Genomic DNA, 22313 nt, shown 5'->3' on the forward strand with positions numbered 1-22313 from the left:
CAAGGAGAACGTATCTATGAAACAATGGTTTAAAGGCATTCGCGGGCGCCTTTTAGTTGCCGCGTGTTTGCCAGTGATTGCACTGGCTATGTTAATGGGAATCTCACTTAACGTCGGTCAAAAGCTTGGGGATCTATTAAATGATACCTATGAGCGAGTTATTCCTAATATGGCAGTCATCGGAGATATTAGAGCAGCTCGTGGGAACCTACTCTATTATACTTTTGGCGCTTACGGAATGGCGACCACCGACAAAGATTTTTCAAAAGAATATTTAGAAAAAGGAAAAGACTCTTTAAAAGAACTCAAAGAGGGTTTGGTTCTTTACGAATCAGTACCTTTTTCTGAGGGTGAAGAAGAAATCTATAATAAGTTTAAAAAAGACAAAGACAAGTTTTTCGCAATTACTGAGTCAATGTTTGCCAAGATTGAAAAGGGCGATACTGAGTCCTTACAGTGGGTAAAAGAAGAAATGACGAAAGGTGAGTTCCGCACTTACCAAACGGGTCTTCGTGAATTTGCTCGTGGTGTGACAGACCTTTATGAAGAAGCTTCAAAAAAGAATGATAAAGGCCAAGAAGAGACTCGTGCTTTTGCAAAAAACCTGACTCTTCTAACGGGTCTTTTCTCGATGTTCTTAATTTTCGGTATTTTGATGTGGATCGCTTACCGCGTGTCTAATTCTGTGGGGGATGTAGCTTCGAAGTTGACCGATTCAACAGGCCAAGTGACTCAAGCTATCGAACAATTGACAGCGGCCGGTCACTCGTTGTCGGAGTCTTCAACAGAGTCTGCGGCTTCATTGGAAGAGACTGTGGCTTCTCTAGAAGAGATGACATCGATGGTGCAAATGAATTCAGATCATGCTCGTGAAGCGGCAGCTTTGGCGCAGACTTCTCGTAATGCAGCTGAAAAAGGCGAGACCGAGATCCGAACTTTGGTGGGCCAAATGCAGGGTATCTCTCAAGCCTCTAAAAAGATCGAAGAAATCATCCATGTTATCGATGATATTGCTTTCCAAACAAACTTGCTGGCTTTGAATGCGGCGGTAGAAGCTGCGCGTGCCGGGGAACAAGGTAAGGGCTTTGCCGTTGTTGCCGACGCCGTTCGTACACTCGCTCAAAAAAGTGCGGATGCAGCGAAAGATATCACAACACTTATTAAGGACTCGGTTGAGAAAATCGAAAAAGGCACAGACGTGGCTGACAAGTCTGGCGTTGTGATGCAAGAAATCGTTTCTTCTGTGAAGAAGGTATCTGATCTTGCAAATGAAATCGCATCGGCTTCTTCGGAACAGACAAGCGGTATTCAGCAAATCAGCAAAGCGATGAATCAGTTAGATCAAGGAGCACAAAGCAATGCTGCTTCCTCTGAAGAAATCGCTTCTACGGCGGAGGAAATTTCTTCTCAGGCCACACAAATGCAACAGCTCACTGAGAAGCTCAATGAAGTTGTTCTTGGCGGCGTAGAAAAAGTAGAACATGCAGTGAAAGCAGCGACTAAAAATGCAAAAGCCCCTGCAAAAGACGTAAAACCAAAAGCACAAGTTGTGAAGTTCACACCAAAGGCGGAGTCAAAGGCGAAAACGGCAGCTCAAGATGTAATTCCGTTTGACGAAGATGATTCTAGCGACGGACGTGGAAAAGTGGGCGACGTTTCCGGCTTCTAAAAACTGAATTAGTATATCTCGTGTTGGCGGGTCTTTATATGGAGAGGGCCCGCCAATTTTTTATTGTGAAACCAACGCACCTTGAACCGAGCTAAAAACTTTATAAGTGTTGTCGCTCGTGCGTTGTTCAACGCCCGACAGATAATTTCCGACGCTGCTCTGGACGGTATAGGTACCGGCAGTCCCTGTTTGAGTAGACCCCGATACAATCCCTGAAGCTTTCGGAAAAATAAGTAAGCCGTGATTTTGGCGAAGGTCTAAAAGACTTGCCTCAATCGAGCAGCCGGTAAGGCCAATTAAGAGCAGTATCCACATCCCTATTTTCTGCATAAAGAACTCCTAACAACGTTCAACAATGGGCTCTCCCTTTACTTTTCGACCGTCCTTTGGTCGGGCTAAAGGCAATGCGAGGAACCTCTTTTTGTTTAAGTAGTTGATTTTACTTGAAAATTGATTTTCTTAACTTTAGGCATGTAAAAACTTAATAATATTAAGATCAATATTGATATAATTAAGTATATATGGCATATTTATTAAGTAAATTAAGTTTCGAATGAAGATTATTAAGGATTGGGACCCACAAATATGAGCAAAGTGAAAGATTGGAAAGAGCTCACAAATCTTACTCAAAACAAGAGTCTGATTGTAGAGCGAGTTCGACTCACAGAAAGCGATATCGCAATTGAGGGTTCTTTTGAATTACCCGCATTGGCGAAACTCACTTTAGAGGACCAAGTTTTTATCATGGCCTTCGTAAGCACTCATGGCTCGATCAAAGAAATGGAAAAGATTTTTGGCGTCAGTTACCCAACCATCAAAGGACGCTTAAACAAAATTTCTGAGCAGCTGCAGTTGGTAGATATCAACCCAGCACCTTCAAAATCTGACATCTTAGAAAGATTGAACCGTGGCGAAATCACAGCCCAAGAGGCCGCAGAAATGTTGAGGAACGTATGATCCCACCAACTCTGATGAGACTTGTGGTCTATGAAAAGGGTCAAAAGAAATTCAACATGTGGTTTCCACTCATTCTGATCTATTTGCTTTTGTTGCCCCTGTTTTTGTTGGCTTTGCCTTTCTTGCTGGTCGGGGGACTTGTTTTGTGGCTGTTTGGTGGCGGAAGAACACCATTTTCACTGTGGGTGGCACTTTACGAACTTTGGTGTGCTTCAAAGGGAATTATCATCGAAACAAAATCCAAAGATGATCGCGTTTTAATAAGAATTTTTTAAACTTTTACGGAGAATTTTATGTCTAACGAGAAAAAACAAATTTTAGAAATGTTGGCCCAAGGTAAAATCACAGTTCAAGAGGCCGAATCCCTTTTATCGGCAGTTGGGGAAAATCCTCAGGTCACCACAGAAACCGGAACACAGAAAGAAATCAAATTCCTTCGCATTAGTGTCGATTCAACAGCAGAGGATGGGGATAAAGTGAATATCAAAATCCCGATCAAATTTTTGAAGGCGGGTTTGAAATTTACGGCCTTTTTGCCAGATAAGGCGTACGACAAAGTGAATGATGCGCTCGAAAAGAACGGGTTTCCAATGGATTTAAAAACCATGAAGAATGCAGACTTCACAGAGCTGATTCAGGCCTTGTCAGAAATGGATATTCATGTCCAAGATAAACAGGGGGAAACAGTTCGCATTTTCTGCGAATAGGAGTTCCCCAATGAGGGGCCTATGAGAATTTTATTGCTAGCGATGGTATTCACCTTAGTTCAGTGTTCCACTTTTTTCCATCGCTCGTCTCAGGGGCCTCAATCTCGCGATACTGCTTCCAGCAAAATGGTGTTGGATCAAAGCGGTTACCTTTATGATCCTCAAGATAAATCTTGTGATGGCTATCCAAGAGTGATGGTCGAAACAATGCCGGGCACCTGCTTAGGCATGGTTCTTCCGCGCAGTCGTGCCCTGGATGCTGAAACACAAAAAGGTTTCGTCAAACCGCGAACCATTGTGCAACTTCCTGGGACCGCGCAATTTTTAGTTGTCGATATGGGCGGATGGACTCCTAAAAACGGACGTCTCTTCCTACTAAAACCTTCTAGCAAGGGCGTTTACGAAATCAAACTTCTGAAAGCGGCGCTAGATAATCCTCATGGCTTAGCTTTGGGGCCAGATGGTTTCTACTACATCGGTGAAAAAACCCAGATCTCGAAGTTTCATATCGTGAACGGCCAAGTGACAGACTGGAAACTTGTGATTGGAAACCTTGTGCGCAAAGAGGGTTATATGCATCCTCTTTCGCAATTTGTATTTGATCCAAGAAATGGCGATCTTTATATCAACTCAGGCTCTCCGAGTGATCACTGTGTCGTGCAAGGAACTGGTAACTACAAATCTTGCCCGGAAGAATACGCGCAAGGAAATGGCGCCATCTATCGTATCCCTGGGGAGCACTTAAAAAATATTCCTGCAGGCGGAATCAAGTACTACGAAGTTGCAGCGCAGGGTTTACGCAACTCTATGGCGATGGCAATTTCAAACAGCGGATTTCTTATTCAAGGCGAAAACAGTCGAGACTTTCCAGAGCCTGAAGAGCCTTACGAAGAAATCAACGTTGTAGATCTAGATAACGGCCGTGGTTTTCACTATGGCTGGCCATACTGCTATGACCAGCAAGCAACTTCGCCGGAATGGTTATTTCCAGAAAATAAAAATCTAGAAATTCATAAGCAATTTAAAAAGCCCGTCGATTGTGCACAGAAAAATCCACAATCCCCAGGCGAGTATCAAGCTCCTTGGGCGTTGATGCCGCCGCATGTGGCACCTCTACATATGGCTTATTATAAAGGATCGATGTTTTCAGATCTCTTAGGTGGAAAACTCTTAGTGACGTGGCATGGGTATCAACCAAGCGGTCAGCGCTTGGTGGCTTACAATGTCGATGATAAAGGTCGTCCCCTTTTAAAGGCGGCAGACAAATTTGCGGCCTTTGATTCAAATCAAAAAGTAGGATGCCCGACGAAGAAAGCATTCCAACCTCACGGAGGAATGGACCGTCACGCACCTTATACCGAAGTTATTTCTAAATGGAATGAAGTTAAAAACCGCAGACCAAAAGGGGCTCCGGTCGCGTTCACGGAGGCTGAAGACGGTTCGCTTTGGATTGTTGAAGATCGCGAAAACAGAACCATCCTACGCTTAGCAAGAACACAAAATGCAACCTATCAAGAGTCTTGCGAAAAGGATGCTAGTAACAGCATCGATCCCCAGGTGTCTTTACTGGCATGGAGATCCGCAATTCGTAGCAATCCTGGATTAGATCAAGGTTACCGTCAGGTTCAAACAGAGCTTATTCAAAAGTACTGTCTTGGATGTCACGGCAACTTGCAAACGACAGATATCGCAACGGATCGTTTTAGCAATTTGGATTTCTTAGTGAAGAACGAGTGGATCGTTCCAAAAAATCTCGAAAAGAGTAAAGCCTATGGAGCTATTGCAAGACTTGAAGGCTATACTCCGATGCCACCGCTTGATAAGCCACAATTCTATGGAACTCCAGAAGGGGAGCGACTTAATAAAATCGTTTCTCAATGGCTACAATCATTACCAACAGATATCGAGCAAAGTTATGCACGCTTTACAATGTCCGTGAAGCGCAACGTTCGTGCACAGCCAGGAACTTCTGCAAAATCCTGTGGGCAGTTGATGGTGGGTGATATTGTCTATATCGATCCACGTCCGGCAACGATTGTGACTAATGAAGGCTATAAGTGGAACCGTGTATATCTCGTGCCTTCGCATAGCCGATTGTTCAAAGACACGTGTGTGGCTCCGGAAGATGGCGTTTACTATATTGCTAGATAAAACTTAGAACTCAGAATTTGCGGGTGCGTTCATACGATCAAACCCGCGGGTATCAGGATTGAATTTGTAGATATTCAAGCGCGCGATCATTTGCTCATCGAAAGTGGGGGCAACAATCTCAAGCGTGCCATCATGATCAACATCGGCAAGACCCAGATTGGTCGCATTGCCCTTTAATTGAAAATAGGCGTCTCGTTTCTCGGGTAAAACAATCCGAGCCATCATGGCGCTCTCTTCGGGATTTTCAATATTGTACACTTCAAGAACGATATTATCGCGAGTTTGAATCTTTAAAATCGTGACATGCAACCCTTGGCCAGTAAGATCGCCAGAGATTTTAGCCAGGATAGTTCTCTGCTCGGGGTTAAAAAAATCACGAACACTCTCGCGTAAGCTCGGAGTCATAGCCACGCCCGTGACAAGGAGGGCCACAACGACGAGGCTTCCTAACAGCAGACTTTCAGCAGTGAACAGAGATTTTTTCGATTCCATAGGTGAAGTCTGCCATAAGTTTGTTAGAATGAACAACGATGAATAAAGAAGAATTTTACAATTTATTGAAAGCTCGTCGTTCTATTCGTAAATACAAAAAAGATCCTGTCCCCAAAGAGGTCTTAGAGAGAATCTTTGCCGCTGCGATGGAAGCCCCATCTGGCAAAAACCGTCAGAACTGGCGTTTCTATGTCGTTCAAGGGGAAAAGCGTGACGAGTATCTGAAGTATTCACAAAAATCATGGCTAGGAATCAAAGATATTCTTCAACAACGTTTGAAACCATCCTTGTATGCATTCACTGAACGTTTCTTCTTCACATTGGGTGATGCGCCGGTGTTGGTTTTTGCCTACTCCCACAATGATGCCGAAGAACGCTATCACACTAGTATCGGTAGTGTGTATATGGCTGTGGAAAACATGAATCTTGCTTGCTTCGTTGAAGGACTTGGTTGCTGCACGATGGGTGCGCCACTAGAAATAAAATCAGAAGTAGACCAATTCCTTGGTGTTGATCAATTGCCAGAGTATCAAAGAGGCGAACTCGAACTCCTTTGCGGAATTGTGATTGGTTATCCAGATCACGAACCACCAAAAGCCCCCAGACAACACGAAGGCCGAGTCACTTGGCTCAAATAGTAATGCCTAAGTGCCCACGTTGCCGGGAAGACTTAAAGAAAGGGCACTACGATCAGTTTTGCCCGAATCACCACGGAGTTCTATTTTCGTTGGCAGAATTTCAGCGGAATACGAATCGCCGCTTTACAGTGTGGTTTTATTCCACGTGGTTGCGTCTAAAGAATAAAAGAAACATTTCTTGTCCTGCTTGTAAGACAAAAATGATTCAACTTAGCATCGAAGAAAATCTTAATTTTGAATTAGATTGTTGTTCTTCTTGTTTCTCCCTCTGGCTGGATAGTGGAGAAGACACAAAAATTAAGGAACTGTTTCAAAGACATTTAGCTGCGGCTGAAATTCGTGATTTAACTTCTGAGGAAAACGAAATCCTAGGCAAAATCGTGCTAGAGCATGCAAAAACTATGGAGCGCTATAAAAGAATTGAGCGCTTAGGTCGTACTATGAGTGCACGCCTACATCCTTTTATGCGCTTTCATACTCTGCAGAACCTTATAGACGACGATATAGTGTAATTAATCCGAGCCTTTTTTATATTCCTAATGCGACTGCTTTCAAAACGGGACGTAGTGTTCCGATATTATAGCATCGGGACAGCATGTCCCGGAGGGGGTATTTACAGTTGCTAAGAGTTGCAATATTTCTCTGGGCATCCCGAACGACGGGTTTAAGAAGTTAATAATAACAGCCTCAATAAAGAGGCAGGAGAAATGAAAATGAAAAAAGCAATCTTAGCAATCGCATTGTTCCTTGGTGTATCTCAAGCACAAGCTTTCCAAGCTCCAGCATGGGCTTGCTCTTTGGCTTTCAAAGGTGAAGCTTCTGGCGTGAAAATCATCCTTGGTGACTACCAATTCAACGGTAAAGGTGAGTTGGCTTGTATCAGCCCAACTGGTCAAAAAGCTCAATACCCAGTGACAGTAACTATGGCTGCAAAACCTCTTTCTGCACAAATCGCTTTGGGCAAAATGGAATTGCGCGGTCAAGCTGTTGAGTTCTCTTTGGCTAACTTGAATCCAGAAGACATCTTGGGCACTTACTACGTAGCTCAAGGTCAAGCTGCAGTTCTTGGTGGCGTTGGTGTTATCACAGCTACTAAAGTTGGTTTGCCACAATTGGCTCTTCAAGTGTCTTTGCAATTTGCTCGTGGTCTTGGTTTCAACCTTGGCTTGAACAAAATGGTTATCGCTCTTGATGAAACTACTGAAGCTCCAGCTCCAAACTAGTTTCTAAGTTAGTAAAATTTTGAACGGCACAAAGGCCGGAGGTGTGGTTTAAGCGTCCCCCTCCGGTCTTTGCTTTTTCTAAGCAAAGACTCTTCTCGAATATAATGAAGTTGAGGCCCCGGGCCCCCTCTAAACAAACTTATCAGAGGTAAAAACTTCAAATAAAATAATAACTTAACTGAATTCCCCTATGCTAGATGCAGGCTTTTTGCTATACCCTGTGCCTTCGTATGCATCCACTAGAAGCTCTCAAACAGAATCCCTTCGTCTTAGCTCCGATGGCCGGAATTACCGATCATGCTTTCCGCACGTTTATGAAAAAACGCGGGGCTGGTGTTGTCGTGACCGAGCTCGTAAGTGCAACGGGGATCGAATACAAAAGTGAGCGTACTCTAAAATTGATGAGCTTCGATCCAACTCAGCGTCCAGTGGGTATTCAACTTTTTGGTGAAGACCCCGAAATTCTTGCAAAGGGTGCACAAGTTGCTGAAGAGATGGGTTGTGACTTTGTCGACCTAAACTTCGGCTGCCCTGTTCCCAAAGTAGTTAAAAAGGGTGCGGGTTCAGGAATGCTTCGCGACCTGCCTTTGATGGAAAAAGTTTTAGCCAGCGTCGTGAAAGCAGTGAAAATCCCAGTGACGATTAAAATTCGCACGGGCTGGGATGCAAATTCTTTGAATGCTCACGAAGTCTGCAATATCGCATACAACGAAGGTATCACTTGGGTGGCTATTCACGGGCGTACTCGTGCTCAAGCCTATTCAGGTTTAGCTGACTGGGAACATATCGCAGAAATTAAAGCAAAAGCTCGGTTACCTATTCTAGGGAACGGCGACATCCTAACTCCTAAACAAGCTGTGAAACGTATGCAGGAATCTGGATGCGACGGAGTTTTGATTGGACGCGGATGCTTAAAAAATCCACACATTTTTATGGATGCTTTAAGCCTCTGGCGCGGAGAAGAGCCTTCTCAAGAGTTCGCGAGAGATTATTTAGGCCTATTCCTAGACCTTCGCGAAGCTATCGTGGCGCATTGTGATGAGCATATCACCGGAATTCAGCTGCGAAAGTTTGCAGCTTGGTTCTCGACAGGGTATCCTGGCGCTTCCCAATTTCGAAAAAATTTATTCCAAACGAAGTCCCATGATGAACTGATGGACCTTGCAATGGAATTTTTTAAAAGCATTGGCACAATTGAACAAGAAGACACCAGCCATGAGGAATTCCTTATGGGTGGACACGGATAAAAGGAAAACAGATGATTCAGGATCCAAAGAAAATTAGAAATATCGCAATTATTGCCCACGTCGATCATGGTAAGACGACTCTCGTTGACCATTTGATCAAACAAGCGGGTACTTTCCGTGACAACGAACACGTGGAAGAACGTTTGATGGATTCTATGGATCTTGAAAAAGAACGTGGTATCACGATCGCGGCGAAGAACGCTTCTTTCGTTTACAAAGATATCAAAGTAAACATCGTAGATACACCGGGACATAGTGACTTCGGTGGTGAAGTAGAACGTATCCTCAACATGGTTGATGGTTGTATCCTTCTTTGCGATGCTTCTGAAGGTCCGCTTCCACAAACTCGTTTCGTATTGAAAAAAGCCCTTGAGCAAAACCTGAAAGTTATCGTTTGTATCAACAAGATCGACCGTTCCGATGCTCGTATTCAAGACGTTCATAACGAACTTTTCGACTTGTTCATCGATCTAGATGCTACTGAAGAACAATGTGATTTCCACACTGTATACGCAATCGCGCGTGAAGGTATGGCGACATTGGATCCAAAAGTAAACACAGGTTCTTTGGAAGTTCTTTACGATGCTATCGTAAACCTAGTTCCGCCACCAAAAATCGAAGAATCAGCTCCACTTCAAGTGATGGTTTCTAACATCTCTTACAATGACTACGTAGGACGTTTGGCGATCGGCCGTATGCGTGCAGGTAGCATCAAAGTTGGTGACGATGTTCTTTGTGTTCAAGCCAATGTTCAGAAAAAAGTAAAAGTATCAGCTTTGTTCCAATACAAAGTGAATTCACAAGTTCCAGTTCAAGAAGTTGGTGCTGGTGATATCGTTGTTATCGCTGGTATGGAAGATTTCACGATCGGTGACACTATCACTTCTGCAACAGATCCACGTCCTCTTCCACGTATCCGTGTTGAAGAACCAACGGTGGGTATGGTGTTCTCGGTGAATAACGGTATTTTCGCCGGTCTTGAAGGTAAGAACGTAACTTCACGTAAAATCTTAGAGCGTCTTGAAAGAGAACTTTTGTACAACGTTGCGATTCGCGTAGAAAAAACAGACAACACCGATGCTTTCAAAGTTATCGGTCGTGGTGAGTTGCAATTGGGTGTATTGATCGAGCAAATGCGCCGTGAAAACTTCGAGTTGCTAGTTTCAAAACCAACCGTAGTTATGAAAACTGAAAACGGTCAAAAAATGGAACCAATGGAGATCGCGGTTATCGATATCGAAGATCAGTTCGTTGGTGCCGTGACTGAGAAGCTTGGAAAACGTAAAGGTGTAATGACGAACATGGTTCAAAAAGGATCTGGTCGTACACGTTTGGAATTCAGAATCCCTTCTCGTGGTTTGATCGGTTACCGTTCAACATTCTTGACGGATACTCGTGGTACCGGTCTTTTGAATACTCAATTTGACGGTTGGGACCAATACAAAGGTGAAATTGAGCATCGTATGAATGGTGCGATGATTTCTGACCGCAAAGGCCAAGCAACTGCATACGCTATTTGGAATCTTCAAGAGCGTGGAGTTATGTACGTAACTCACGGTCAAGACGTTTACGAAGGTATGATCGTTGGTGAGCATGCTAAAGAAAATGATCTAGAAGTGAACATTACTCGCGAGAAAAAATTGACGAACGTTCGTGCTTCGGGTTCTGATGAAGCTATCCGTCTAGTTCCAGTACGTCCTATGACATTGGAAATGGCGATGGAGTGGATTAAAGACTCCGAGCTCATCGAAGTAACGCCGAAGAACATTCGTTTGCGTTGCCGCGAGCTGAGTCCAAATGCTCGTGCGAGAGCCGCGAAAGAATAAAGTGTGAGCCAAAAGGTTGCCGTTGAACTCAAAGATCTCAAAAAGAAATATGACGAGAACTTTGTCGTCGACGGCATCAATTTAGAGATCGCAAAAGGTGAATGCTTCGGGCTTCTTGGCCCGAACGGCGCCGGCAAATCCACGACAATGAAAATGATGTACTGTAGTGCTCTCGTAACAAGTGGAGAGCTCTACGTCCTCGGTCTCAACGTTAAAAAGAATTTCCGCGAAATCAAAACCCGTATCGGGGTGATTCCTCAAGAAGATGGTTTAGATCCTGACTTCAGCGTCATCGAAAACCTTCTGGTCTATGCAAGATACCATGAAATTTCAAACCGCGATGCTGTCGGTAAGGCTCAGTCCTTGCTGCGAATCATGCGTTTGGAAGAATACGCAGATCGCTCTGTAGATACTCTCAGCGGTGGTATGAAGCGCCGTTTGGCGATCGCTCGAGGACTGATGAACAGTCCCGAGGTTTTGTTCTTGGATGAACCTACAACAGGTTTGGATCCTCAGGCGCGTTTGTGGATCTGGGATTTCATTAAACATCTTAAAACTGAAAATGCGACGGTTGTTTTGACGACGCATTATATGGAAGAGGCCGAACGTCTTTGTGATCGTGTTGCGATCATGGATCATGGCCGCATCTTAGCACTTGGTACGCCTGCAGATTTGATTCTTGAGCATATCGGAATTGAAGTTGTTGAGTTTGATACCAATCCCGTGGATTTGAATTACTACTTGGGCCGTTTGCGCGAAGGTGGTTATAACTATCAAGTGATTCAAGACACAGTGATGATCTTGGTGGCACCTCATCAAGAGGGCCGTAAAGCGATCGAGATTATCGCTAGCGATAAGATCTTAATTCGTAAGCCGACATTGAATGACGTTTTCTTAAAACTGGCTGGCCATCAATTGAGGGATGAATAATGAAATTTATTGATATTATTCGTACCCCGAAGATGAATAGCGGCTTTAAAAGCGTGTGGGCTAGAAACTTCCTTTATTTCCGTAAAACTTGGACCGTGTCCTTGTTTTGGATTTTGCTTGAACCACTGATGTACTTAGGTGCGATTGGTTTTGGTTTGGGTGCTTTCGTTGCGAATATCGGCGGGCATTCTTATATCGACTTTTTCTTCCCGGGGCTTTTGTGTTCAACGGGTATGATGGTGGCTTTCTTTGAAGGCACTTATGGTGGCTTCACAAAACTGACTCATCAAAAAACTTACGCGACGATTATGTTAACTCGTATCGGTCCTGAAGAGATCGCAGTCGGCGAGTTATTGTGGTCTTGTACAAAAGGTTACATCAGCGTTTGCGGTGTTGCTTTTGTAGCATCACTATTTGGTCTGATTGAAAGTTGGAGAATTTTGCCAGCGTTGTTAATCTTGCTTGTGATGTGCTGGTTGTTCGCATCGATTGCGATGATCATGACGTCTATTGCACGCAACTATGACTCGTTCATTTACTCGACATCAGGTTTCATTGTGCCGATGTCTCTTTTAAGCGGAACTTATTTCCCGATCGAACAATTGCCGGGGGGATTAAGATATGTCGCATATCTTTTCCCACTCACTCACGCAGTCCAAGCAGTTCGTGGTCTTCTGCATGAAGGCTTTACAACAGCAGTATGGCTACACACACTCGTGCTATTAACGCTCGGGTTCTTCGCGATGAACATCGCAATCTACCGCATCCGCGGCAAACTTTTGAAATAAAGTATTCGCTTTATAAATGCGGGATCATTGAAGAACAAAACTTGGTCCAGTTTTCCGCAGCGTGGCCAAGTTTATTTGGCCGCGACTTGATTCTCGGAAGTAAACATATTTATATATGCGTATGAATCAGATATCGAAACCATTTTTTGTGATGTTTGCTCTGGCCATCTTCACTCTGGCGCTGATGTTTTACTCATATCGCAAACACATCGTTGAGCCTTTGGATAAAGAGCAAGCTGAGAGAGCTGCTGCTGAAGTTCAAGCTACGAAGTAATCTAGAAGTCGCCTTCAATCTCTATATTTTCAAGCTCTTCCAAGGTTGCTTTTTCAGACTGAGAAGGGCCTCCAGAATCGTTGCCGCCCATGGCATCCAACTCTTTTAAGAACTCTGGCAAAATCGACGGAGAGAAGAAACTATCCACCTGATACATCGCCGTGTTGTACTCTTCTTCGTTAATACGACTGTATTGATACATGTCGGTGACAATGCGTTTCAGACGTTTGCTTGCAAACGGTGTCAGCTCTTTTCGAAAGTATGATTGAGAATACTTAATAGGACTTGGCAGCACCATTGCCAAGAACGCGGATTCAACGATGTTCAATTGCGCAGGTGTTTTCTTAAAATAAAATTGAGCAGCTTGTTTGACGCCGTAAATATTTTTACCGAACTCAACCACATTCAAGTAACGCTCAAGAATTTCTTTTTTAGTCAGAGTCTTTTCGATTTTTTTAGTGATCAAAAACTCAAGACCCTTTCTCATCAACGTTTTGTCTTTGTATAGGAACATGTTTTTAGAAAGCTGCTGACTGATTGTTGAACCGCCCTTTGCGTATTCGCCCTTTTCTAAATTCTTTTTGGCGTTTTCCTCAATGGACTTCCAGTCAAAACCATCATGCTCAAAGAAGCCCGAGTCTTCAGTCAGCACCACCGTTTTTTGTAAGTAAGTAGAAATAGATTTCAAAGGAACATAGTCTTTGGAGCCTGGGCACAAATTCACTTGGAACATCGTTGTGACAATGCAACCTTTGATTTCTTGCTCAGTCGGGATTCGTGAGTAGACGTAACCGGCAAATCCTCCCGCAGCGAGAAGAGTCACTAAGAAGATAATGCCCACAATTTTCAGAAATTTCATGTTTAGCCCAGTAGTCCGTTTTTCTTCATCCAAGATACACTATTTCGAATCGCTTCGCGAGCCGGACGAGGCTTAAATCCTAGTTCTTTTTGTGCTTTGCTGCTGTCAAACCAGTGATACAAAGTTGCCGTCCAGGCATTCTCAGTGCTGAGTGAGCCCTTCATACCTAGACTCTCCATCGTGTCACCAAGACGTCCTAAAGCAAACAAAGCCCAGGTTGGAATTTTCTTACGAGGTGCCGGCACACCAGCTTCTTCTGCGATCATGCGGAATAAACCTTCGATGGTTATATTCTCGCCGGATAAAATATAACGCTCGCCACTACGACCTTTATCCCAAGCAGCAAGGATGGCGCTTACGACATCTTCAAGTGCAACGATACTAACGCCGCCTGAAGTGTAAAAACCAAATCGACCTTGTGCCACTTTTAGCTGAGTACCGCGACTGCCTTTACGAGCATCACCGGCACCATAGATAGTACTTGGATTTAGAATCACGCAGTTCAGATTCTTTTTCTGGCAAGCTTCCATGACTAATTTTTCAGCGGCTCTTTTGGTTTCAAAATATCCAAGATTCAAATGTTTCACATTGTACGGAGACTCTTCATTCAAAACTTGGTCCGGGGAAAATCCCGCACCTACCGCAACAACAGAAGAGATATAAACCAAACGACGTACTTTTTTGGTCAAGCAGGCATCAACAACATTCTCGGTGCCGAACACGTTTACTTTTTCCATTTTCGCGCGATCGGATTTTTTGTAAGCAATCAATCCGGCCGTGTGGAAAACTGTGTCGATATCTGTGAACGACTTGTAGAGGCTATCTAAATCCGTGATGTCGCCATAAACGTAATTGCAAGAAACGCCTTCAAGCTCGGATAAATCACTTTGCGCACGCACCAAGGCATAGACTTCGTGACCTTGTTTCAACAAGGCGCGAGTCAACCAGCTTCCTAAAAATCCATTGGCGCCGGTAACAAGTACTTTCATCGCTGAGCCCTTCTGCGCATTCTCTCAAAGAGGTTTTTCGCAAGCATACTATAAATGAGTCCCAGGAACCAGCCCAAGAAGCCACCACCCACAACGTCAGAAGGGTAGTGAACCCCATTGTATACACGGCTATAAGCAATCAAAATTGCCAGAGGATATAGAACAGGCCGCGTTTGTGGCAGAAACTCAGAAGCATACTTTGCCAAACAAAACATATTCGCGGCGTGATTCGAAGTAAAGCTATAGCCACCATACGGCGACCGCACAATCACCATGGCGCTAAGAGCATCTCCGGGACGGGCGCGGGCGACGTTTTTCTTGAAAACGTGATTTCCCACAAGGTCTGTGGTGCCCAGAGCCAAAATCATCATCATAAAAATCATGACGCCGGATTTACGGTATTTCCAAACAAAGAGACTCAAGAAAAGCGGGACAACAATCCAAAAAAAGAGCGGACTTTTATGCATGTCCGTAATGGTTGGGAAAAAAATGTCGAACCACGAATTGGCCCACTGACGATTGATTGTAAGAAGAAGCCCTTTGTCCAGCTCATAGAGAAAATCCATACACTTCAAATTAAAGTCGCGCGTCAAGAAAGTCTAGGAACAAAGCGCTTCACTCGTCATTCCTAGTCTTGCGTGGCACTATTATCAGAGAGGAGTCACCTATGAAAGGCCTAAAATTCATGAAAGAAAGCTGGGTTCGAGTGCTGACTCTTTCGGTCTGTTTTTTTCTCTTTCTGTGGCTCTGTTCCCACCTTCGAAGCTTAATCACTCAAAATAAAAAGCAATTACGCCCGTCATAGACTCTTAGTCACCGAATCTTCAAACCCCCGTCAATGACTCGCCTGAGCAATGGCTCTATAAACTCGGTTATGAGGGGGACTCATGACAAAGACAAAAGAGGTTTCAAATATTTGGAAGGTCATTTTGGCTTCCAGTGCCGGTACTTTGATTGAATGGTATGACTTTTACATCTTTGGATCTTTAGCCACCATTATCGCAGAACAGTTTTTCCCAAAAGGAAATCCTACAGTCGCACTCTTAAGCACGCTTGCAACTTTCGCCACGGGCTTTATCGTTCGTCCTTTTGGCGCGCTTGTGTTTGGTCGAATGGGTGATGTCGTTGGTCGCAAGTATGCCTTCATGGTGACTCTTCTGATCATGGGTGCTTCCACCACAGCGATTGGTCTGTTACCGAACTATGAACAAATTGGAATCATCGCGCCGATTGGTTTGTTGTTGTTACGACTTCTTCAAGGTTTAGCGTTAGGTGGAGAGTACGGCGGAGCCGCGACCTACGTTGCAGAACATAGCCCTGATGGAAAGCGGGGCTATTACACAAGCTACATTCAAACGACGGCGACCTTGGGCCTCTTTGTTTCGTTAGGAGTTATCCTGCTAACACGCTTGGGCCTTGGCGAAGAAACTTTCAAAGAGTGGGGCTGGCGTTTACCATTTATTCTTTCGGTGGTCTTAGTTATTTTCAGCTACTTCATTCGTAAACGCATGAGTGAGTCTCCGGTGTTCCTCGAGATGAAAGCATCAGGAAAAACTTCAAGTCATCCATTGCATGATAGCTTCTTTGTACCAGAAAATCGCAGGATGGTTTTACTAGCACTCTTTGGAGCGACTGCAGGACAAGGGGTTGTATGGTACACGGGCCAATTCTATGCCCTTTACTTCTTGCAGACAGTGTTGAAGGTAGACTTTGTCTTAGCGAATAAGATCATTGCAATCGCGCTGTTATTTGGAACGCCGTTCTTTATCGTCTTTGGTGCACTCTCGGATCGTATCGGAAGAAAAGGCATTATGCTAAGTGGAATGGTGATCGCAGCGATTTGCTATATTCCAATATACCAAGCAATGGAAAAGTACGCGACGTTGCCTGACGGTCCGGATGTAAGCATGCTGGTTCTGTTAGTATTCATTCAGGTGATTTTCGTGACCATGGTGTACGGACCGATTGCCGCGTTCTTGGTGGAGCTCTTCCCAACAAAGATTCGCTACACTTCTATGTCTTTGCCTTATCATATTGGCAACGGGGTGTTTGGGGGATTAGTTCCTTTCATCGGAACTGCGGTTGTTGCAAGTACCGGGAATCATTTTGCGGGCTTAATCTATCCGATTTGTGTGGCGTTAATAACGGCTGTCATCGGTGCTATTTGGATTAAAGAAAAACGCGATGTGAAGTGGCATGGTTAGAAAATAAAAAAAGGGCCTTTGGGGCCCTTTTTAGTTTAAAGTTAGCAGTTAGTACTATGTGCAATCTTTAAGCTGACGAACTTTCGCCATAGCTTGATCTTTCGTCAAACCATATTGTTCCATGATGAGTTTTACAAAAGCTTCTTCAACAGACTCAGGACGCTTGTTTGTCGCTGACTCAAGTTTGTTGATCACGTTAGTGAAAGAGTCTCTAGACTTTGTTTCAAAAGTGATGAATTGCTCAGGCATAGCAGCCAATTTATCAAGAGCTTCTGAAGTCTCAGTCATTTCTTTTTCACTCAAAATAGTTGATTTCTTTGTGTAACCAACGAGTGGCGCAATTGCCAACATCTTAACACCCGCATCAGCTGCGTTTGCAATCGATGTAGATTCAGCATCAGATTTGCCAGAAACCATTTTCTTAGCGCCTAAGATCGTTGCAAGACTATTTAAGATGCCAGCTTTTTTGTCTTTAGAAGCTGTAATCACCAAGTTTACGGAGTCTTTTTGTTGAACAGACATATCAAGATCTTTCATCAATTGATCTTGTGCTTTTTTGCTTTGTTGTGAAGTCAACTCAGCAGCAGAAGTCTTGCCACCAAAAGCATACTTCTTAATGTCTTTTACGTAATCAACCAATACTTCTCTCATTGATTTAGCAGCAGTTGGACCTGCAGCATGTGCGTTCATAGTGAAAGCAGAGGTTACAATCATCATTCCTACGATAAACTGTTTTTTCATTTTTAAGCTCCTTTAAACTTTGATAACGTTAGTATTCTTTTCAAATTCTGTTCCAATAGTATTAATTCTCTTTAGGCTCCGGATATTGCGCCGTAAGCACCATATTGCCGTACATAGACAGTTCGTTGGCTGCCTGCTGTAGAAGTTCTAGACAAGTAACGGCCAGCGCCTTTTGCTCGTCAGTGAGGTTTACAAGAGGGGCTGTTTCGCCATCAGAGATAGTTCCAAGAAGAGCGCCAAATGCCTTCACAGACGCATCTAATGTCGCCAAATTCTTCTGAACAGAGTCTGTCGTAATCTTAGAGGCATCTTTACCGCCTGCCAGAATCACTGTCTCAAGGGAAGACACAGCGGCCTCAATCGAACGTTGTACTTCTAAACTGCGAGTAGCTTTGTTGTTTGGTTGTGCGCTCAGTAACGTATTGAAGTCATGACGTCCTTGGCCGAGTAGAGCCAACAAAGGTTTCTTACTCAACTCGTAATCCTTAGCAATAACAGTAATTGCAGGGTCGTCATTAGACGCCAAATACTCTTTAGGAAGCTCTTGCTTAGTTTGAGCTCTATATGCGTCTTTGAGTAGTTCACCAAGAATAAGAGAGTACAAACCCACTTCTTGCTTAGCGGCCATCAGAGAACCATTCGAGACAAATCCGCGATTCCAAGAACTGCGTTCTTTTCTGCTCAAGCTCACCATCAATTTTTTAACGATCTCTTTATAAGAGCCCGAGAAAAATTTGAAGGCTTGTCTCATCTGAGATGCAGTTCCTTTTTCCCACCAAGCTGGGAAGTCTTTGCCAGCTTCGGGATCGATATTAGCGCGAATATAGTCCGGAGCAGTTTTTTGTTGAGAGAGCGGTAATTGATAAATACGCCAGTTTTCCCAAGGTGTTGTCGAAGCACCCAGGCACAAGCTGTCTTTGTCGCCGTTATCCAATGCCAATGCTGGAGGAATAAATTTTGCCGGGAAGCCTTTTGTTAAAGCGATGACTTTTTCTTTGCTTGCGGTTTCAGGACCACAAATCATTTGTACTACGAAGTAGTCCGCTGATGTTGGCGTAGAAAAGCGACCATTCACCTTGCTGATAGGCTCTGCACCAAAGCTAGAGACTGAATTTGGAGACAACATCAAACTTGCAGCATAGCCACGGCCTTTTTCAAACATTGGCTCTGGCTTACCCAAAGAGTAGTAAATCTGAAGGAGCTCGGCTCCGAAGCGAGGAGAACCAACCAAATTAAGATTACGAGTGTTTTTGCTGATGAGGACATTCAAGTTGTAAATCGCAAGACCATTTGTGTTGATATCTTCAGCAGCAAGACCTTCTTGAATTTTAGTAACGGCACTGAGCTGCTCTTGATTGAATTCAAGAGACTTATAGTGACCACTTTGAATATTTTCAGCGATTTTCTTAGCTGTTTCTGCAACAGTGACTTTTTGCAAAGCCTCAATACGCGCAGGGGCCATGACATAGAGATCCTCATGTCCTTGGACTAAATCCGCTGGAGTCACACCATTCAATGGATAAGCGCGATCAATCGAAGAGCCTTCGCTATTAAGGTGATTCGTATAAGAACTATAGAAGTTGTAAGAGTTGTTATACACCGTAGTCAGTTGCAACAAGAGTTCCGACCAAGCTTGATGAGCCATGTAGGCGTCTGAAATATTATTCATGCGCCAATCGGCCATCTTTTTATTGAACTCTTTAAGTCTTGCGATCATTTCAGTGGGCTTATCTTTCCACTGTGACTTCTTGTGAGCTTCGATATCCGCGACTATCCGATCGTTAATATCTATAAAGTCTTTTCCATCCCAATAGTTTTTCCACGGATAAGTAACCATGTGTTCTAGTTTCAATTGAATGACAGTGAAAACTGCCATATCGGCTACTTGGATACCAGCACGAACAATCTTCATAGGCACGCCACCTGGTGCGAGCCACATAGCAATATTAAATCCGACCATTCTTAAAGTTTTACCAATGGCTACTTTCACAGCCATACCTGCGACGAAAGATCCCAGTAACCCAATCATAGCTGGGCCCGTGAAGATTTTCTTCTCTAGCACAAGGTATTTGTAAGCGCCTTCACAAGGATGATTATTTCCTTCGATTTTTTCGCCTTTAAAGACAGACGCTGCGCAAGCACGGATGTTAGGATCCATCACCACTTGAGAGAAATAACTTTGCATCGCAAAGCCGACTGTCATACCGAGCATACCAATAGGCATTTGCAATTTTGGATTTTTTGTCCAAAGACTAAGAACATTGCTAGTTAAGCCCTGTCCGTACATGAACAAACCGAAACCAAGAGTACCTACAGGCGATAAAGTGTGATCAATATGTTGTTGCATCGCCACTGGGTTATCTGCATATTTTGTTTGCAGTTCCATAAGGACTAATCCACCAAGAGCCATAAAGAAGAGTCCGCTTTGCAAAGGCAAACCTTGGGCCGAGAAAACCTGAGAGTAAGCGGCTTTATTGGCCACTTTCACTTTGTTCCATTCTGCAGAAAGTTTTTGATTAAGACTTTTTGGTGAAAATTCTTTCAGAGTGCGTTCGTCTTGAAGCGGAATTTCCATCGCAACCTTTTTAGTATTGCGATCAATCAGCAAAACCTTTTTACCTTGTAAATCTACGCGAGAGTCATAACCAAGATTGTTAGCATATTTAGAAAGAGACTCGACCTTCTTAGCACCCTCTGCCGTCAGGACATTTCTTGGGGCTTCGAAGTTGATTCCTTGAGGAGTTGCAGTTCCGCTATGTACCGTAATTACTTCGGCTTTTTGAGCATGAGCTAGCATCGGCACCAAAAGCATTTGGGCAGCAACGATATAAGAAGTCAGTGTTTTGAACCAGCTCATGAGTAATCTCCTGGGGACGTGAGTGTCCCTACTAGACCAGTAAGCAAGCCTAGTGCCTGGATATATTCGAGCTGAGGCGTCTCAAACTGAGACAAAGCCCTATATTGTCTGCGGGGTGTTAGTTGTGTGACGGGGACCCGAGTTTCGATAAAATCTCAGTATAAGACAGTAAGTCTTAAGGATGAGAGTTATGAAAAAGAAGATGGGTTTTTGGTTACTAACGGTTTCAGTTCTATTTATCACCGCATGTGCGAATTGGGAGCTTAAAGAAAGATGCGAAAAGACTAATTGGTTTGAATACTCACAAACCGTTGCCTTTCAGGGAAAGTATCTTGAGGAAGATGCCTTTATTAAAGAATGCAAAGGCGTCGACAGAACAAGCGCTGTTCAGCTGGATTTAGGTTTCAAGCAAGGGCGCGAAAAAATGTGTCAGTACGATGAAATTCACGCGCGCGGAAAAGAAGGCACTCCGGTTTTCTTCAAATTCTGCGACGGTCTTGAGATGAATCGTATGAAGCAGCTCTTTGCTCAAGGATTAGAGTTCTATTGTACGGCGGAAGCGGGTTATAGCTTTGCAAAAAAAGGAAAGGTTTATCAAAACCTGTGCAACCCACAGCAAGAAAAAGCTTTTTTGCCTGGCTACTACAGGGGCCGCAAAGAATATCTAACAAGTTATATGGGTGAACTACAAACACGCCTCTCAGAAGTTAAAACTTTAGAAGCAAGCTACGCAATCACTGCAGCCGACCTTCAACGGGAGTACTCGACATTGCCTGACAACGCCAAGGATTGCAGTAGTAAGATGGTCTACAACGAAACCACCAAGGAAAGTGAGAGTCAGTACGTTTGCGAAGAAGCTTTCTATATTCGCAGTCGCCGCGATCACTTGTGGAGCGAAATGGATAAGATCCGATCTAAGCTTTATGTTGTCAGAAATGATTGGAAGACTACCGAGGCAAATATCGCCCAAACTCAGCGCGATCTTAACGAAATGCCATAAAACGAAAAAACCCAGGCTCATCACCTGGGTTTTTAGTTTTCAAGTTTGAAAGCTCGAAATTATTTCTTTTCGATTTTCAAAGTCTTGATCACGATGTCTTCAACTGGGCGATCCATTGGGCCCGTTGGAGCTTTAGAGATGTCGTAAATAACATCCATACCTTCGATCACTTCACCGAAAACTGTGTGTCTGCCATCCAACCAAGGAGTCGCAGCAACAGTTACGAAGAACTGAGAACCGTTTGTGTTAGGACCTGCATTTGCCATAGACAAGATGCCTGGTTTGTCATGCTTTGGAGCGCCCGCTGGGAATTCATCTTCGAAACGGAAGCCCGGGCCACCAGTACCTGTACCAAGTGGATCGCCACCTTGGATCATGAAGTTAGGAATTACGCGGTGGAATTTCAAACCATCATAGAAAGGCTTTTTAACTTTGTTGCCAGATTTAGGATCAGTCCACTCTTTAGTGCCATCCGCAAGACCAACAAACGTCTCAACTGTTTTTGGAGCCTTGTCTGTGAAGAATTTAACTTTGAATGTTCCTTTGTTGGTTTCGAAGATACCGATCATTTCTTTTCCTTTTTTAGCGTCTTTTTTATCTGTCTTAGTTTCTTTTTTAGTAGCTGCTTTTTTTGAAGATTCAGATTTTGTCTCTTCTGCTTTAGAGTGGAAACTGAAGGCCGTCAGAATAAAGGCCAATACATAGATCCACAAAATCTTCTTAAGCTGAATGCGATTAATCACAAAAAACTCCTTCAAACT

23 protein-coding genes are annotated in these 22313 nt (G+C 43.8%); 15 read left to right on the forward strand and 8 right to left on the reverse strand.

Annotated features, from left to right (window positions below; all coding sequences use genetic code 11):
* Window positions 1-16 precede the first annotated feature (16 nt).
* Window positions 17-1669, forward strand: coding sequence for a methyl-accepting chemotaxis protein (locus ACLWBB_RS00660; RefSeq protein WP_413289610.1), 1653 nt, complete (start codon window positions 17-19; stop codon window positions 1667-1669).
* Between the two features lie 60 nt (window positions 1670-1729).
* On the opposite strand, the gene ACLWBB_RS00665 is transcribed toward ACLWBB_RS00660, so the two are convergent.
* Window positions 1730-1999 (reverse strand): hypothetical protein, encoded by a 270-nt coding sequence (locus ACLWBB_RS00665; protein WP_413289611.1) that lies wholly within the window; start codon window positions 1997-1999, stop codon window positions 1730-1732.
* Between the two features lie 255 nt (window positions 2000-2254).
* Here ACLWBB_RS00665 and ACLWBB_RS00670 point away from each other — a divergent pair, with 255 nt between their 5' ends.
* Genes ACLWBB_RS00670 through ACLWBB_RS00685 form a run of 4 tightly spaced genes read left to right on the forward strand, consistent with a single transcriptional unit; the run spans window position 2255 to window position 5484 of the window.
* The gene (locus ACLWBB_RS00670; RefSeq protein ID WP_413289612.1) at window positions 2255-2626 is read left to right on the forward strand and encodes a DUF2089 domain-containing protein; all 372 of its coding nucleotides are present in this window, start codon (window positions 2255-2257) and stop codon (window positions 2624-2626) included.
* The gene (locus ACLWBB_RS00675; RefSeq protein WP_413289613.1) at window positions 2623-2901 is read left to right on the forward strand and encodes a hypothetical protein; all 279 of its coding nucleotides are present in this window, start codon (window positions 2623-2625) and stop codon (window positions 2899-2901) included. Before ACLWBB_RS00670 ends, ACLWBB_RS00675 begins: the two co-directional genes overlap by 4 nt.
* A gap of 18 nt (window positions 2902-2919) precedes the next feature.
* Window positions 2920-3333: an SHOCT-like domain-containing protein gene (locus ACLWBB_RS00680; protein WP_413289614.1), complete on the forward strand. Its 414-nt coding sequence runs from the start codon at window positions 2920-2922 to the stop codon at window positions 3331-3333.
* 21 nt (window positions 3334-3354) lie between these two features.
* The gene (locus tag ACLWBB_RS00685) at window positions 3355-5484 is read left to right on the forward strand and encodes a PQQ-dependent sugar dehydrogenase (RefSeq protein ID WP_413289615.1); all 2130 of its coding nucleotides are present in this window, start codon (window positions 3355-3357) and stop codon (window positions 5482-5484) included.
* 3 nt (window positions 5485-5487) lie between these two features.
* Here the strand turns inward: ACLWBB_RS00685 and ACLWBB_RS00690 are convergent, their stop codons facing one another.
* On the reverse strand, window positions 5488-5976 hold the full coding sequence (locus tag ACLWBB_RS00690; RefSeq protein WP_413289616.1) for a hypothetical protein: 489 nt from the start codon (window positions 5974-5976) through the stop codon (window positions 5488-5490).
* 38 nt (window positions 5977-6014) lie between these two features.
* Here ACLWBB_RS00690 and ACLWBB_RS00695 point away from each other — a divergent pair, with 38 nt between their 5' ends.
* The 8 genes from ACLWBB_RS00695 to ACLWBB_RS00730 all read left to right on the forward strand — a co-directional run bounded on the left by ACLWBB_RS00695 (window position 6015) and on the right by ACLWBB_RS00730 (window position 12902).
* Complete coding sequence (locus tag ACLWBB_RS00695; RefSeq protein ID WP_413289617.1) at window positions 6015-6614, forward strand: nitroreductase family protein; 600 nt, start codon at window positions 6015-6017, stop codon at window positions 6612-6614.
* Between the two features lie 200 nt (window positions 6615-6814).
* On the forward strand, window positions 6815-7126 hold the full coding sequence (locus ACLWBB_RS00700) for a hypothetical protein (RefSeq protein WP_413289618.1): 312 nt from the start codon (window positions 6815-6817) through the stop codon (window positions 7124-7126).
* A gap of 201 nt (window positions 7127-7327) precedes the next feature.
* Entirely contained in the window at window positions 7328-7837 is a 510-nt protein-coding gene (locus ACLWBB_RS00705; RefSeq protein ID WP_413289619.1) for a hypothetical protein, read from the forward strand.
* Between the two features lie 197 nt (window positions 7838-8034).
* The gene (gene dusB, locus ACLWBB_RS00710; RefSeq protein WP_413289620.1) at window positions 8035-9084 is read left to right on the forward strand and encodes a tRNA dihydrouridine synthase DusB; all 1050 of its coding nucleotides are present in this window, start codon (window positions 8035-8037) and stop codon (window positions 9082-9084) included.
* Between the two features lie 11 nt (window positions 9085-9095).
* Window positions 9096-10910, forward strand: coding sequence for a translational GTPase TypA (gene typA / locus ACLWBB_RS00715; RefSeq protein WP_413289621.1), 1815 nt, complete (start codon window positions 9096-9098; stop codon window positions 10908-10910).
* A gap of 3 nt (window positions 10911-10913) precedes the next feature.
* Window positions 10914-11840 carry an ABC transporter ATP-binding protein gene (locus tag ACLWBB_RS00720; protein WP_413289622.1) on the forward strand — a complete coding sequence of 309 codons (927 nt, stop codon included), beginning with the start codon at window positions 10914-10916 and terminating at the stop codon, window positions 11838-11840.
* On the forward strand, window positions 11840-12628 hold the full coding sequence (locus ACLWBB_RS00725) for an ABC transporter permease (RefSeq protein ID WP_413289623.1): 789 nt from the start codon (window positions 11840-11842) through the stop codon (window positions 12626-12628). Before ACLWBB_RS00720 ends, ACLWBB_RS00725 begins: the two co-directional genes overlap by 1 nt.
* A gap of 121 nt (window positions 12629-12749) precedes the next feature.
* On the forward strand, window positions 12750-12902 hold the full coding sequence (locus ACLWBB_RS00730; protein ID WP_413289624.1) for a hypothetical protein: 153 nt from the start codon (window positions 12750-12752) through the stop codon (window positions 12900-12902).
* A 1-nt stretch (window position 12903) separates the two neighbouring features.
* Here ACLWBB_RS00730 and ACLWBB_RS00735 read toward each other — a convergent pair whose 3' ends face one another.
* From ACLWBB_RS00735 to ACLWBB_RS00745, 3 genes are read right to left on the reverse strand one after another with little or no spacing between them, the layout of a single operon-like run.
* Window positions 12904-13761 carry a transglycosylase domain-containing protein gene (locus ACLWBB_RS00735; RefSeq protein WP_413289625.1) on the reverse strand — a complete coding sequence of 286 codons (858 nt, stop codon included), beginning with the start codon at window positions 13759-13761 and terminating at the stop codon, window positions 12904-12906.
* A 2-nt stretch (window positions 13762-13763) separates the two neighbouring features.
* A complete protein-coding gene (locus tag ACLWBB_RS00740) occupies window positions 13764-14750 on the reverse strand; it encodes an SDR family oxidoreductase (protein WP_413289626.1) in 987 nt (328 codons plus the stop codon).
* Window positions 14747-15316 (reverse strand): phosphatase PAP2 family protein, encoded by a 570-nt coding sequence (locus tag ACLWBB_RS00745; protein WP_413289627.1) that lies wholly within the window; start codon window positions 15314-15316, stop codon window positions 14747-14749. The genes ACLWBB_RS00740 and ACLWBB_RS00745 overlap by 4 nt, the downstream gene beginning before the upstream one ends.
* Window positions 15317-15637: 321 nt before the next feature.
* Between ACLWBB_RS00745 and ACLWBB_RS00750 the strand changes: the two genes are divergently transcribed.
* Window positions 15638-16954, forward strand: a complete 1317-nt coding sequence (locus ACLWBB_RS00750; RefSeq protein WP_413289628.1) for an MFS transporter — start codon at window positions 15638-15640, stop codon at window positions 16952-16954.
* A gap of 54 nt (window positions 16955-17008) precedes the next feature.
* Here ACLWBB_RS00750 and ACLWBB_RS00755 read toward each other — a convergent pair whose 3' ends face one another.
* Together ACLWBB_RS00755 and ACLWBB_RS00760 are read right to left on the reverse strand one after the other, a co-directional pair.
* On the reverse strand, window positions 17009-17695 hold the full coding sequence (locus ACLWBB_RS00755) for a hypothetical protein (RefSeq protein WP_413289629.1): 687 nt from the start codon (window positions 17693-17695) through the stop codon (window positions 17009-17011).
* A gap of 61 nt (window positions 17696-17756) precedes the next feature.
* Complete coding sequence (locus tag ACLWBB_RS00760; RefSeq protein ID WP_413289630.1) at window positions 17757-20552, reverse strand: hypothetical protein; 2796 nt, start codon at window positions 20550-20552, stop codon at window positions 17757-17759.
* 190 nt (window positions 20553-20742) lie between these two features.
* Between ACLWBB_RS00760 and ACLWBB_RS00765 the strand changes: the two genes are divergently transcribed.
* On the forward strand, window positions 20743-21552 hold the full coding sequence (locus ACLWBB_RS00765) for a DUF2799 domain-containing protein (protein WP_413289631.1): 810 nt from the start codon (window positions 20743-20745) through the stop codon (window positions 21550-21552).
* Window positions 21553-21611: 59 nt separating this feature from the next.
* Here the strand turns inward: ACLWBB_RS00765 and ACLWBB_RS00770 are convergent, their stop codons facing one another.
* The gene (locus ACLWBB_RS00770) at window positions 21612-22295 is read right to left on the reverse strand and encodes a peptidylprolyl isomerase (RefSeq protein ID WP_413289632.1); all 684 of its coding nucleotides are present in this window, start codon (window positions 22293-22295) and stop codon (window positions 21612-21614) included.
* Between the last annotated feature and the right edge of the window lie 18 nt (window positions 22296-22313).

Origin of the sequence: Bdellovibrio sp. HCB337 (assembly GCF_047302465.1) — a bacterium.
Lineage (GTDB): Bacteria > Bdellovibrionota > Bdellovibrionia > Bdellovibrionales > Bdellovibrionaceae > JACMRP01.